The organism is Pseudomonas sp. UF-293 (genome assembly GCF_058245595.1).
The window spans coordinates 49,968-62,963 of the sequence record NZ_JBSICA010000021.1 but is presented as its reverse complement, the minus strand read 5'-3'; the positions used below and the strand labels follow the sequence as shown (position 1 = coordinate 62,963).

Sequence of the window (12,996 nt, the reverse complement as noted above, 5' to 3'; positions counted from 1 at the left end):
CATGCGCAGAACCAGCCGAGGTTTTACCCTGATCGAGATCATGATCGTTATCGCGATTATCGGGATCATCCTCACCATCAGCATTCCCAGCTACAACGAATACGTGAAGAAGGACCGTCGCGCCGAAGTGGTTTCGCTGCTCTCGGAGCAGGCGCAGACCCTCGAACGCTTCTACACCCGTAACAATGTCTACACCGGCGTCACCGGGCTGAGCACGGGCAATGATTTCTACACCATCACCCCGACGCTGACCGACCAGAGCTTTGTGCTCACCGCGCTGCGTAAAACCGGCTCGGCCATGGCGACCGACAAATGCGGGGATTTCACCCTGACCAACACCGGCGTACGAAGCATGAACAACGCGACCACCGGAGTGACCGCCAAGGATTGCTGGGGCCGCTGACGCATTCTTTCTCGGGCGCCTTTTGCGCTCACTGTCTTTTTTACGGTTGGATCAAACATGACCAGGCAACAGCAAGTGGTGATTGTCGGTGGCGGGGTGATTGGCCTGCTCACTGCCTACAATCTTGCCTCCGAAGTGCGCAGCGTAGTGCTGCTGGATCGCTCGAATGTCGGCCAGGAGTCATCCTGGGCTGGGGGCGGCATCGTCTCGCCGTTGTACCCGTGGCGCTACAGTCCGGCAGTCACCGCGCTGGCGCATTGGTCGCAGGATTTTTATCCACAGCTCGGCCAGCGCTTGTTTGCCGACACTGGCGTTGATCCTGAAGTGCACACCACCGGCCTGTACTGGCTCGACCTGGACGATGAAGCCGAAGCCCTGGCCTGGGCCGAGCGGGAAAACCGGCCGCTGCGGGCTGTGGATATCTCGGCGGCGCATGACGCGGTGCCGGTGCTCGGCAGCGGTTTCAGCCGGGCGATCTATATGGCCGATGTCGCCAACGTGCGCAATCCTCGACTGGTCAAATCGCTGAAGGCCGCGTTGCTGGCGCTGCCGAACGTGACGATTCATGAGCAATGCGAAGTCAGTGGCTTCGTCCGCGAGGGTGAGCGCGTGGTCGGCGTGGAGACTTCGACGGGGGTGATCAATGGCGACCAGATTGTGCTGACGGCGGGGGCGTGGAGCGGTGATCTGCTCAAGACACTGAGCCTGACGCTGCCGGTCGAGCCGGTCAAAGGCCAGATGATTCTCTACAAGTGCGCGGCTGATTTCCTGCCGAGCATGGTGCTGGCCAAGGGGCGTTATGCGATCCCGCGTCGCGACGGTCACATTCTGATCGGCAGCACGCTGGAGCACGAAGGTTACGACAAGACCCCGACCGACATAGCGCTGGAAAGCCTCAAGGCCTCGGCGATCGAATTGTTGCCGGCGCTGGCGGATGCCGAAGTGGTCGGGCACTGGGCCGGGCTGCGGCCGGGGTCGCCTGAAGGCATTCCCTTTATTGGCCGGGTGCCGGAGTTCGAGGGGTTGTGGCTGAACTGCGGGCATTATCGCAATGGGCTGGTGCTGGCGCCGGCGTCATGCCAGCTGTTCGCCGACGTGATGCTGGGGCGGGCGCCGATTATTGATCCGGTGCCGTATGCGCCTGAGGGCCGTATTTAGTCAGAGGCTGGTAGACCGCCTTCGCGAGCAGGCTCGCTCCCGCAGGAATACTCATTCCAAATGTGAGAGCGAGCCTGCTCGCGAAGGGGCCTTTAATCCAGGCCCAATTTCTTCAGCCGATAGCGCATCGACCGAAACGACAGACTCAACCGCTGCGCCGCCGCCGTGCGGTTCCAGCGGGTTTCCTCCAGCGCCTGCAAAATCAGTTTGCGTTCGACGCTCTCCAGATAATCCTCGAGATTGTCGATCTGTGTCAGATCGGCCAATGCGCCATCCGCCGAGCAATTGCCTTCGCTCAAACGCAGATCCTGCGCTTCGATCGTACGGTTTTCACACAGGGTGTGCGCGCGTTCGAGCACGTTCTCCAGTTCGCGCACATTGCCGGGAAAGCGATAGTTCTTCAGCGCCTCCAGCGCTTGCGGGTGCAGGCGTGCTTCGGGTTGTCCGGTGTCTTTGGCCAGACGCTTGAGCAGGTGCATGGCAAGCGCCTCGATGTCGTCGCGGCGTTCGCGCAGGGACGGCACGCGCAGTTCGATGACGTTGAGCCGGTAATACAGATCCTGGCGGAAGCGCTCGGCCGAAACTTCGGCTTCAAGGTCTTTGTGCGTGGCGCAAAGGATGCGTACGTCAACCACCGTTTCCTGCTGGCCGCCGACGCTGCGCACGGCTTTTTCCTGAATCGCTCGCAGCAGTTTCACCTGCATCGACAGTGGCAGATCGGCGACCTCATCGAGAAACAGAGTGCCGCCATGGGCCGCCTGGAACAGCCCCGGCTTGTCCTCGACGGCACCGGTGAAACTGCCTTTGCGGTGCCCGAAGAATTCGCTTTCCATCAGCTCCGACGGAATCGCCCCGCAGTTCACCGGTACGAAGGGGTGGTTGGCGCGCGGGCCTTGTTCGTGGATCAGACGCGCGACGAGTTCTTTGCCGCTGCCGGATTCACCACTGATGTACACCGGCGCCTGACTGCGTGCGAGCTTGTCGATCTGCTTGCGCAGATTGGCCATCGGCGGCGAGTCACCCAGCAACCGTCGCTCGATTGCCGTGCTCAGGCCGCCCGCTGTCGGCATGCGCAGCGCCGAGCTGACCAGTTCGCGTAGTCGCGGCAGCTCCACCGGTTTGGTGAGGAAATCGAACGCCCCGGCCTTCAATGCATTGATGGCCGTTTCCAGGCTTCCGTATGCAGTGATCATCGCCACCGGCAGGTGTGGATCGCGTTGCTGGATGTGCTGCACCAGTTCCAGCCCGGTGCCGTCGGGCAGGCGCATGTCGGTCAGGCACAGATCAAAGTGCTCGCGCTGCAACAGCGCCTGCGCCTCGCCCAGATTGCGTGCGCTGAAGGTATCGAGTTTCATCCGTCCCAGGGTAATTTCCAGGAGCTCGCGGATATCCGGTTCGTCGTCGACGATAAGAATTTTCTGCCGTGGGCTTGTATTCAACTTTGTTTCCGTCCGTGAGCAAAAGTGATGCAAAAGCAGCCGCCGCCTTGGCGTGATTTGAAGTCTAGGCGTGCCTGGTTGCTTTCGCACAGCTCACGGGACAGATAAAGGCCAAGACCGGTGCCTTGGCTGCTGGTGGTGAAGAACGGCTCAAAGAGATGTACCTGTTCGTCGGCCGACACGCCGGGGCCGTTGTCCTGCACTTCGAGCACTGCCAATTGGCTGTCGGGGTCGACGAACAGTGCCAGCCAGACGTCGGCCTGCTCGTGCAGTTGCGCACTGTGTCGCCAGGCGTTGCGTATCAGGTTGTCGAGAATCTGCCGCAGCTGGTTGGGGTCCATCAGCGTGGTGAATTCCCCGGAATTGATCCGCAGATGAATGTGCTGGCGCTCGTTGGCCTGCTCGCGGGTTTCGCCGACGAAGTCTTCCAGCCACGGCTTGAGGTCCAGCCGTTGCGGCGCGCTTTGCTGGCGGCGGGACAGTTGCAGGACGTTTTCGATGACTCGGTTCATGCGCTGGGAGTGGTCTTGAATAATCTGCGTCAGACGCCGATCTGCGCTATCGAGTTCCTCGGACTCGGCCAGCAGCTGAGCGGCATGACTGATGGCGCCCAGTGGATTGCGAATTTCATGGGAGATGCCGGCGGTCAAGCGTCCGAGCGCAGCGAGCTTGAGTTGCTGCGCCTGTTGGGTGATTTGCGCCAGATCTTCGAGAAACACCAGCGTCTGCTGGTTCGGGCTCTGCTCGAGGGCGATGAAGCTGGGTTGCAGCTCAAGGCCATTACCGGGAATTTTCAGGCTCTGCGGGCGCAAGGTCGGGTTGTTGCGCCACAGTTGCAGACGCTCGACCAGCGCTGGCGAATATTCGTCGATCAAATGACCTTGCAGGTGACTATGGCCGAGCAGACTTTGCGCGCTGTGATTGGCCAGTTGCACCCGACGCTGTTCGTCGAGCACCAGAATGCCGGTGCGCATGCGTTGCAGGATCAACGCGTTGAGCGCCTCCAGGCCGACCACTTCGCTGGCGCGCTGTTCGGCCAGGGTCTCACTGACTTCGAGTCGGCGGACCAGCCCCTGTACCAGCAATGAGGCGGCAAAGCACAATGCGCCAAGAGTGCCGGCTTGCAAGTAGGCGTTGGCGCTCAAGGGGCGGCTGAAACCCAGCACAAAGCTCAGGCCGACAATGCCGATCGCCGCGATCGCGGCAATCGACAGGCCGATGCGCCTTCGCAGCAAAGTGTTGCTGATCGCCACCGAGACGACCAGCAAGTTGCCCAGCGCACTGGCCACGCCGCCGGCCGCATAGAACAGACCGCACAACAACAGCACATCGACCAACGCTAAAGTGAACAGTTGCGCCGGGCGCCGGGTGTTTTCGAGGAACACCACCAGCAGCATGTTGATGATCAGGTACAGCCAGCTGCCGCCGCGCAGCAGATCGTCGTTGGCCGACGTCAGCAGGCGGTTGTCCATGTTGCTGGAGATCAGCAGCACCAGGGTGATGCCGACACTTAACCGGTAAAGATGATAAAGGCGCAGCAGACGCTGAGCCTGTTTTTGGTCGGTCTCAGCGACCACTGGCGTCCGGGCCTTGCTCAAGATGAGCCTGGCTGCAATACCACTGCTGCTGGTTGCCCAGGGCGCGGTCGCGTGGCAAATGCACGCCGCAGTGGGCGCAGCGCACCATCGGCGGCGCGTCCTGTTCGCGCGACGATCGGGTGGACGAGGCGGGGGCCTTGAATTTGCGCCAGAGCCAGATGGCGGCGAAGATCAGGGCAATCCAGAACAATAAACGAAGCATGATGAGCGGCTTTTCGGCTGATGATCCGGCAGTTTAGCCAAGGACCCGACCAGCGCACAGCCTATTAAAGCGCGGCAATAAAAAAGGGAGATCCGCAGATCTCCCTTTTTCGTACCGCCGGTGTGATCAGTCGAACACGCCGAAGGTCATGTAGCTGAACCACGAGCGGTCGGTGTCGCTGGATTCCGGCTCTGGCTCTTCGATCACGTCGCCGTTTTCGTCTTTAGGCTTGAGCTCGTTCGGGATCGCATCTTTCGCGTCCTGGAACTGCTTCTGCACGTCCTGGTTGGCGCGGGTTTCGCCCGGCGGCAGCGGTGGACGCGATTCGATCAGGCCCAGAGTCGCCTTGCTCAGGAACGAACGGTTGTCGGCCTCGGCTACGCGCGGCACGAACTGGCCGTCCTGCAGGCTCGGGTGATCCGGGTAGTTGAGCTTGAGGGTTTCCAGACTGGTGGCCGCAAGGTCGTCGAGATGCAGACGCTGGTAAGCCTCGGTCATCACCGCCAGGCCGTCGCCGACCGATGGGGTTTCCTGGAAGTTCTCCACAACGTACTTGCCACGGTTGGCAGCGGCTACATAAGCCTGGCGGGTCAGGTAGTAATCGGCGACGTGGATTTCGTAGGCGGCCAGCAGGTTGCGCAGGTAGATCATGCGCTGCTTGGCGTCCGGCGCGTAGCGGCTGTTCGGGTAGCGGCTGGTCAGCTGCGCGAACTCGTTGTACGAGTCACGGGCGGCGCCCGGGTCACGCTTGGTCATGTCCAGCGGCAGGAAGCGCGCCAGCAGACCGACGTCCTGGTCGAACGAGGTCAGACCCTTGAGGTAGTACGCGTAATCCACGTTCGGATGCTGCGGATGCAAACGAATGAAACGCTCGGCGGCAGACTTTGCAGCTTCCGGCTCGGCGTTCTTGTAGTTGGCGTAGATCAACTCCAGCTGAGCCTGATCGGCGTAGCGACCGAACGGATAACGCGACTCCAGAGCCTTCAGCTTGGCTGTGGCGCTGGTGTAGCTGTTGTTGTCCAGGTCAGTCTGAGCCTGCTGATACAGCTCGGCTTCGCTGAGGTTTTCGTCTACGACTTCCTTCGATGAGCAAGCAGCGGTCAATGCGAGGATGGCGATCAGCAGCAGGTGTTTCACTTGCATGGCGGCTTGCGTCCCTATGACGGCCGCTGTCTTGGGCGGGGCCGTCCTGTTATGATGAGCGCCCCGTTGAAAAGCCTCGGGGCAAAAGACGCCGTATTTAACCACAAGCGCGCAGCCGAAACCAAAGGCTGTGCCGACGCCCAGTCCGAGCATGTCCGATAAAATTGAACTTCGCGCAGAGGTGCCGTCCGAATTGGGCGGCCAACGCCTCGATCAAGTCGCCGCCCAACTCTTCGCTGAGCACTCACGCTCGCGCCTTTCCGCCTGGATCAAAGAAGGTCGCCTGACTGTGGACGGGGCGGTCATCCGCCCGCGTGACATTGTGCATGGCGGTGCCATCCTTGAGCTGATTGCCGAGCAGGAAGCCCAGGGCGAGTGGATCGCCCAGGACATCGAGCTTGATATCGTCTATGAAGACGACGACATCCTGGTGATCAACAAGCCTGCGGGCCTGGTGGTGCACCCGGCTGCCGGTCACGCCGATGGCACTCTGCTCAACGCTTTGTTGCACCATGTGCCGGACATCATCAATGTCCCGCGCGCCGGTATCGTGCATCGTCTGGACAAGGACACCACCGGTCTGATGGTAGTGGCCAAGACCATTCAGGCGCAGACCAAACTGGTCGCGCAATTGCAGAGCCGTAGCGTCAGCCGCATCTATGAGTGCATCGTGATCGGCGTGGTCACCGCCGGTGGCAAGATCAACGCGCCGATCGGTCGTCACGGCCAGCAACGCCAGCGCATGGCGGTGATGGAAGGCGGCAAGCCAGCCGTCAGCCACTACCGCGTGCTCGAGCGTTTCCGTTCGCACACCCATGTGCGGGTGAAACTGGAAACCGGGCGGACCCACCAGATCCGCGTGCACATGGCGCACATCAACTTCCCGTTGGTCGGCGATCCGGCGTATGGCGGGCGTTTCCGCATTCCGCCAGCGGCCAACCCGACCATGGTCGAGTCGCTCAAGCACTTCCCGCGTCAGGCTCTGCACGCGCGCTTCCTTGAACTCGATCACCCGACGAGCGGTGAGCGCATGAGCTGGGAATCGCCGCTGCCGGAAGATTTCGTCTGGCTGCTGACCCTGCTCAAGCAGGATCGCGAGGCCTTCGTCGGATGAACTGGCTGACGCCGGACTGGCCTGCGCCGGCCAGCGTCAGGGCCTGTATCACCACCCGCGAGGGTGGTGTCAGCGAGGCGCCGTTCGACAGCCTGAATTTGGGCGATCACGTCGATGACCGTCCCGATGCCGTCGCCGAGAACCGTCGACGCTTGACCGAACACTTTTCCATACAGCCTGCCTGGTTGCAGCAAGTGCACGGAATCACCGTTGCCCATGCTGATCCGGGCATTGTTGCGACGGCAGATGCCAGTTGGACGGCAACGCCGGGCATTGCCTGCACGGCGATGACGGCAGACTGTTTGCCAGCATTGTTCTGCGATCGTGCCGGCACGCGTGTCGCGGCCGCTCATGCCGGTTGGCGTGGTCTGGCGGCGGGCGTGCTTGAGGCAACTCTCGACAGCCTCGATGTTCCTACTGACGAGGTACTGGTCTGGCTCGGCCCGGCCATTGGCCCCAAAGCCTTTGAAGTCGGTCCGGAAGTACGGGAAGTCTTCATCAATCAACTGCCTGAAGCAGCAGAAGCGTTCGTACCGAGCAACAATGCCGGCAAGTTCATGGCTGATATCTATCTGCTGGCGCGCCTGCGTCTGGCTGAACGGGGTGTCACGGCTGTTTATGGTGGCGGTTTCTGCACCGTGACCGATCCGCGCTTCTTTTCTTACCGCCGTGCGTTGCGCACCGGTCGTTTCGCCTCCCTTGTTTGGCTCACCCGCTAAACTCTCTGATCTGCATCAACCCTCTGACGCTTGAATCTTGCAGAATCGACCGCATCTATAGCGGTATCTGGCAGGTTTCTTTATTCAGGATGGTTTCTTAGGTCCGGCCTGCTCAAAAGGAAGGTGACCCATGCGTATTGACCGTTTAACCAGCAAATTACAGTTGGCCCTGTCCGACGCTCAGTCGTTGGCAGTCGGCCACGATCATCCGGCCATCGAGCCGGCGCACTTGATGCAGGCCATGCTTGAACAGCAGGGCGGTTCGATCAAGCCGCTGCTGATGCAGGTAGGCTTCGACGTCAACAGCTTGCGTAAAGAGCTGACCAAAGAGCTCGATCAACTACCGAAAATCCAGAACCCGACCGGCGACGTCAACATGTCGCAGGATCTGGCGCGCCTGCTCAATCAGGCCGACCGTCTGGCTCAGCAGAAGGGCGACCAGTTCATTTCCAGCGAACTGGTGCTGCTCGCCGCGATGGACGAGAACAGCAAGCTCGGCAAGTTGCTGCTCGGCCAAGGCGTGAGCAAGAAGGCCCTGGAAAACGCGATCAACAACCTGCGTGGTGGCGAAGCGGTAAATGACGCCAACCACGAAGAATCGCGGCAGGCGCTGGACAAGTACACCGTCGACCTGACCAAGCGCGCCGAAGACGGCAAGCTTGATCCGGTGATCGGCCGCGACGACGAAATCCGTCGCACCATTCAGGTTCTGCAACGCCGCACCAAGAACAACCCTGTGCTGATCGGTGAACCTGGCGTGGGTAAAACCGCCATCGCCGAAGGCTTGGCTCAGCGCATCATCAACGGCGAAGTCCCGGACGGCCTCAAGGGCAAACGTCTGCTGTCGCTGGACATGGGCGCGCTGATTGCCGGTGCAAAGTATCGCGGTGAGTTCGAAGAACGCCTCAAAGGCCTGCTCAACGAGCTGTCGAAGCAGGAAGGGCAGATCATTCTGTTCATCGACGAACTGCACACCATGGTCGGCGCCGGTAAGGGCGAAGGCTCGATGGATGCCGGCAACATGCTCAAGCCTGCGTTGGCTCGCGGCGAGTTGCACTGCGTCGGCGCGACCACGCTCAACGAGTACCGCCAATATATAGAGAAGGATGCGGCGCTGGAGCGGCGCTTCCAGAAAGTCCTGGTGGACGAGCCGAGCGAGGAAGATACCATCGCAATCCTGCGTGGCCTCAAGGAACGTTACGAGGTTCACCACAAGGTGGCGATCACCGACGGCGCGATCATCGCCGCGGCCAAGCTCAGCCATCGCTACATTACCGATCGGCAATTGCCGGACAAGGCCATCGACCTGATCGACGAGGCCGCCAGCCGAATCCGCATGGAAATCGACTCCAAACCGGAAGTACTCGATCGTCTGGAGCGGCGCCTGATTCAGTTGAAGGTGGAATCCCAAGCGCTGAAGAAAGAAAGCGACGACGCGGCGAAGAAACGCCTGGAAAAACTCCAGGAAGAAATCGAGCGTCACGAGCGTGAGTATTCCGATCTGGAAGAAATCTGGAACTCGGAAAAAGCCGAGGTGCAGGGTTCTGCGCAGATCCAGCAGAAGATCGAGCAATCGCGTCAGGAGCTGGAAGCCGCGCGCCGCAAAGGCGATCTGAACCGCATGGCCGAGTTGCAGTACGGGGTGATCCCCGATCTGGAGCGCAGCCTGCAAATGGTCGACCAGCACGGCAAAAGCGAAAATCAGCTGCTGCGTAGCAAGGTGACCGAGGAAGAGATCGCCGAAGTCGTGTCGAAGTGGACCGGTATCCCGGTGTCGAAAATGCTTGAAGGCGAGCGCGACAAGCTGATGAAGATGGAGAGCCTGTTGCACAAACGGGTAATCGGTCAGGAAGAAGCGGTCGTGGCTGTGGCCAACGCCGTGCGGCGCTCCCGCGCCGGGTTGTCCGACCCGAATCGTCCGAGCGGCTCGTTCATGTTCCTCGGCCCGACCGGTGTCGGTAAAACCGAGCTGTGCAAGGCGCTGGCCGAATTCCTCTTCGATACTGAAGAGGCGATGGTGCGGATCGACATGTCCGAGTTCATGGAGAAACATTCCGTGGCTCGTCTGATCGGTGCGCCACCGGGCTACGTCGGCTATGAAGAGGGCGGTTATCTGACTGAAGCGGTGCGTCGCAAGCCGTATTCGGTGATCCTTATGGACGAAGTCGAGAAGGCGCACCCGGATGTTTTCAACATCCTTCTGCAAGTGCTCGAGGATGGCCGTCTGACCGATAGCCACGGGCGCACGGTGGACTTCCGCAACACGGTGATCGTAATGACTTCGAACCTGGGGTCGATGCAGATCCAGGAACTGGTCGGTGATCGTGAGGCGCAGCGTGCTGCGGTGATGGACGCGCTGACGTCGCATTTCCGTCCGGAGTTCATCAACCGCGTCGACGAGGTGGTGATCTTCGAGCCGCTGGCGCGAGATCAGATCGCCGGGATTACCGAGATCCAGTTGGGCCGCCTGCGCAGCCGTCTGGCCGAGCGCGAGCTGAAGCTGGAGCTGAGCCCGGAAGCGATGGACAAGCTGATCGCCGTCGGTTACGACCCGGTGTATGGCGCACGTCCTTTGAAACGGGCGATCCAGCGCTGGATCGAAAACCCGCTGGCGCAGTTGATCCTGTCGGGTCATTTCATGCCGGGCGACACCGCCACCGGCAAGGTCGAGAACGACGAAATCGTTTTCGGCTAAGCCTCAGCGGCAATGAAACCGGGAAGGCCTCGCATTGCGAGGCCTTTTTTTCGCCAGGCTGTTGAACTCAAAGGAAAAGGCTTGTAAAGTGCGCCCCGCAGTCAGTCACCGGCAGCGTTTCAACCCACTGGGTTGGAAACTGAAATAAGTTGCAAATCATTAACTTGAAAGCAATTTAGGGGGTTGACAGAGGTGTTCTAGGTTGTAGAATAGCGCGCCTCAGACACACGAACGCAGCGATGCGAACGGGTGGCGAGATGCAACAAGGCTTCACCGTTGTAAATTGAAATATGTAGTTCCGTGATAGCTCAGTCGGTAGAGCAAATGACTGTTAATCATTGGGTCCCAGGTTCGAGTCCTGGTCACGGAGCCAATTTAAAACCGGGGTATAGCGCAGTCCGGTAGCGCGCCTGCTTTGGGAGCAGGATGTCAGGAGTTCGAATCCCCTTACCCCGACCATATTTGGGTCGTTAGCTCAGTTGGTAGAGCAGTTGGCTTTTAACCAATTGGTCGTAGGTTCGAATCCCACACGACCCACCATTTTTGAAACCAGTTTGCGCTGGGATCGAATCTTAAGATCAGAGGCCAAAAGCGCTGATCGAAGAAGGCGATCTTTGAAAGGTCGCCTTTTTTTTACCGGGGTATAGCGCAGTCCGGTAGCGCGCCTGCTTTGGGAGCAGGATGTCAGGAGTTCGAATCCCCTTACCCCGACCATATTAAAAATCCTCGTATCGAAAGATACGGGGATTTTTTTTGCCTGCCCAGAGGCGAATCCCTTCAAGTCGTCATACAACCTGCCGATAGCCCGCTAACACGAGGGGACTGCCAACGCTTCGCCCCTTGATCTGGCCATTACAAGAATAAGGGCGTTCGTCATGTTGCTTCGTCAGTTGAATATTGCTCCCCGGGCTGCCTTGGGATTTGCCCTGATCGCGGTGTTGGTGGCCTTGCTTGGCGTGTTTGCGCTGGGGCAGATGTCGAGCATTCGCGACAGTGAGGTGGCGGTGGAGAATCGCTGGTTGCCGAGCATCCGTGGCGGCGACGAGATCCGCGAACTGATGCTGCGCATCCGCACCATCTCCCTGCGTATGGCGCTCGATCAGGATCCGGCCAACATCGCCACCTATCGCGGCCAGATGGACACCCGCGACAAGGAGCTGAGCGAGAAGATCGCTGCCTACGACAAACTGGTCGACACTGCCGAAGGTCAGCAGCTGTATGACCAGTTCAAGAAAACCTTCGCCGCCTATCGCACCGGCATTGCCCAGTCATTCACCCTTGCCGAGCAAGGCAAGCGTGACGAGCTGACCAAATTGCTCCTGGTTGACATGAAGACCGTGGTCGACGGCTCCGGCAAGCAACTCAACGATCTCGCCGATCTGTTCGCCCGCCAGGTCGCCGCCGAAAGCGAAAAGTCCGCTGCGCATTATGAAACCTCGCGGACCATCGTGACCCTGTTCATTGCCTTGGCAGCGCTGGCCACAGTGGCGCTGGCGATGTTGCTCACGCGCAGTATCGTCCGGCCGCTGAGCAGCGCCGTAAGCGCCGCTGAAAGCGTGGCGCAGGGCGACCTCACCCGGCCGATCGAAACCCATGGCAACGACGAAGTCAGCCGCTTGCTCAAGGCCCTCGCGACGATGCAACAGAACCTGCGCGAGACCCTGCAAGGTATCAGCGGCTCAGCCACGCAACTGGCCACCGCTGCGGATGAACTGAGCGCCGTCACCGTCAACAGCACCCAGGGCCTGCAAGAGCAGAACAACGAAATCGAGCAAGCCGCCACTGCGGTCAACCAGATGACCGCTGCGGTGGAGGAAGTCGCACGCAACGCGGTGTCGACGTCCGATGCCACGCGCCAGTCCAGTCAATCGGCGCGATTGGGCCAGGAGCGCGTCAGCGAAACCGCCAGCGCGATCAATGCCCTGGCCAGCGATGTGCAGAACACCGGTGAACTGGTGCAGTCGCTGGCCAATCAGTCGCAGGACATCGGCAAGGTTCTGGACGTGATTCGCGCCATCGCCGAGCAGACCAATCTGCTGGCGCTCAACGCTGCCATCGAGGCAGCACGAGCGGGCGAAAGCGGTCGAGGTTTTGCGGTGGTGGCTGATGAGGTGCGCGCGCTGGCGTATCGCACCCAGCAATCGACGCAGGAAATCGAACAGATGGTGCAAGGCATGCGCAGCGGTTCGAGCCAGGCGCTGGAGTCAATGCAGGCCAGCGCTTCCCGTGCGGCAAGCACTTTGGTTCTGGCTGAGCGGGCGGGTGAGGCGTTGGTGACGATCACGGCGTCGGTGCACGAGATTCACGAGCGCAACCTGGTGATCGCCAGCGCCGCTGAAGAACAGGCGCAAGTGGCGCGGGAAGTGGATCGCAATCTGGTGAACATTCGCGACCTGTCGGTGCGTTCGGCTGCGGGGGCTGATCAGACCAGCGCATCGAGCCATGAACTGTCGCAGCTGGCCAATGCGCTACAGGGCATGGTGCGGCGCTTCCAGCTCTGATGAACAGCGATTCATTGCAGGCCT

10 protein-coding genes and 4 tRNA genes are annotated in these 12,996 nt (G+C 60.4%); 10 read left to right on the top strand and 4 right to left on the bottom strand.

Going from position 1 to position 12,996, the window contains the following annotated elements; translation table 11 throughout:
- Nucleotide 1: 1 nt before the first annotated feature.
- Nucleotides 2-403 carry a type IV pilin protein gene (locus tag AC4IHP_RS20350; RefSeq protein ID WP_490832584.1) on the top strand — a complete coding sequence of 134 codons (402 nt, stop codon included), beginning with the start codon at nt 2-4 and terminating at the stop codon, nt 401-403.
- Nucleotides 404-460: 57 nt separating this feature from the next.
- Nucleotides 461-1,561 (top strand): glycine oxidase ThiO, encoded by a 1,101-nt coding sequence (gene thiO / locus AC4IHP_RS20345; RefSeq protein ID WP_490832583.1) that lies wholly within the window; start codon nt 461-463, stop codon nt 1,559-1,561.
- A 92-nt stretch (nt 1,562-1,653) separates the two neighbouring features.
- Here the strand turns inward: thiO and AC4IHP_RS20340 are convergent, their stop codons facing one another.
- From AC4IHP_RS20340 to AC4IHP_RS20325, 4 genes are all read right to left on the bottom strand, one after another.
- Nucleotides 1,654-3,000, bottom strand: coding sequence for a sigma-54-dependent transcriptional regulator (locus AC4IHP_RS20340; protein ID WP_460121537.1), 1,347 nt, complete (start codon nt 2,998-3,000; stop codon nt 1,654-1,656).
- On the bottom strand, nt 2,997-4,598 hold the full coding sequence (locus AC4IHP_RS20335; protein WP_490832582.1) for a sensor histidine kinase: 1,602 nt from the start codon (nt 4,596-4,598) through the stop codon (nt 2,997-2,999). Before AC4IHP_RS20335 ends, AC4IHP_RS20340 begins: the two co-directional genes overlap by 4 nt.
- Complete coding sequence (locus AC4IHP_RS20330) at nt 4,567-4,800, bottom strand: PP0621 family protein (protein WP_490832581.1); 234 nt, start codon at nt 4,798-4,800, stop codon at nt 4,567-4,569. The genes AC4IHP_RS20335 and AC4IHP_RS20330 overlap by 32 nt, the downstream gene beginning before the upstream one ends.
- Nucleotides 4,801-4,926: 126 nt before the next feature.
- The gene (locus tag AC4IHP_RS20325) at nt 4,927-5,943 is read right to left on the bottom strand and encodes an outer membrane protein assembly factor BamD (protein WP_016773139.1); all 1,017 of its coding nucleotides are present in this window, start codon (nt 5,941-5,943) and stop codon (nt 4,927-4,929) included.
- A 151-nt stretch (nt 5,944-6,094) separates the two neighbouring features.
- Here AC4IHP_RS20325 and rluD point away from each other — a divergent pair, with 151 nt between their 5' ends.
- From rluD to AC4IHP_RS20285, 8 genes are all read left to right on the top strand, one after another.
- Nucleotides 6,095-7,057 (top strand): 23S rRNA pseudouridine(1911/1915/1917) synthase RluD, encoded by a 963-nt coding sequence (rluD, locus tag AC4IHP_RS20320; RefSeq protein WP_490832580.1) that lies wholly within the window; start codon nt 6,095-6,097, stop codon nt 7,055-7,057.
- Nucleotides 7,054-7,776, top strand: a complete 723-nt coding sequence (gene pgeF / locus AC4IHP_RS20315; protein WP_490832579.1) for a peptidoglycan editing factor PgeF — start codon at nt 7,054-7,056, stop codon at nt 7,774-7,776. Before rluD ends, pgeF begins: the two co-directional genes overlap by 4 nt.
- A 130-nt stretch (nt 7,777-7,906) precedes the next feature.
- The gene (gene clpB / locus AC4IHP_RS20310) at nt 7,907-10,471 is read left to right on the top strand and encodes an ATP-dependent chaperone ClpB (RefSeq protein WP_016773142.1); all 2,565 of its coding nucleotides are present in this window, start codon (nt 7,907-7,909) and stop codon (nt 10,469-10,471) included.
- Nucleotides 10,472-10,768: 297 nt separating this feature from the next.
- Nucleotides 10,769-10,844: transfer RNA gene (locus AC4IHP_RS20305), tRNA-Asn, on the top strand.
- 9 nt (nt 10,845-10,853) lie between these two features.
- A tRNA-Pro gene (locus tag AC4IHP_RS20300) sits at nt 10,854-10,930 on the top strand.
- A 5-nt stretch (nt 10,931-10,935) separates the two neighbouring features.
- A tRNA-Lys gene (locus AC4IHP_RS20295) sits at nt 10,936-11,011 on the top strand.
- A 97-nt stretch (nt 11,012-11,108) separates the two neighbouring features.
- Nucleotides 11,109-11,185: transfer RNA gene (locus tag AC4IHP_RS20290), tRNA-Pro, on the top strand.
- A gap of 161 nt (nt 11,186-11,346) precedes the next feature.
- The gene (locus AC4IHP_RS20285) at nt 11,347-12,972 is read left to right on the top strand and encodes a methyl-accepting chemotaxis protein (protein WP_460121529.1); all 1,626 of its coding nucleotides are present in this window, start codon (nt 11,347-11,349) and stop codon (nt 12,970-12,972) included.
- Nucleotides 12,973-12,996 lie beyond the last annotated feature (24 nt).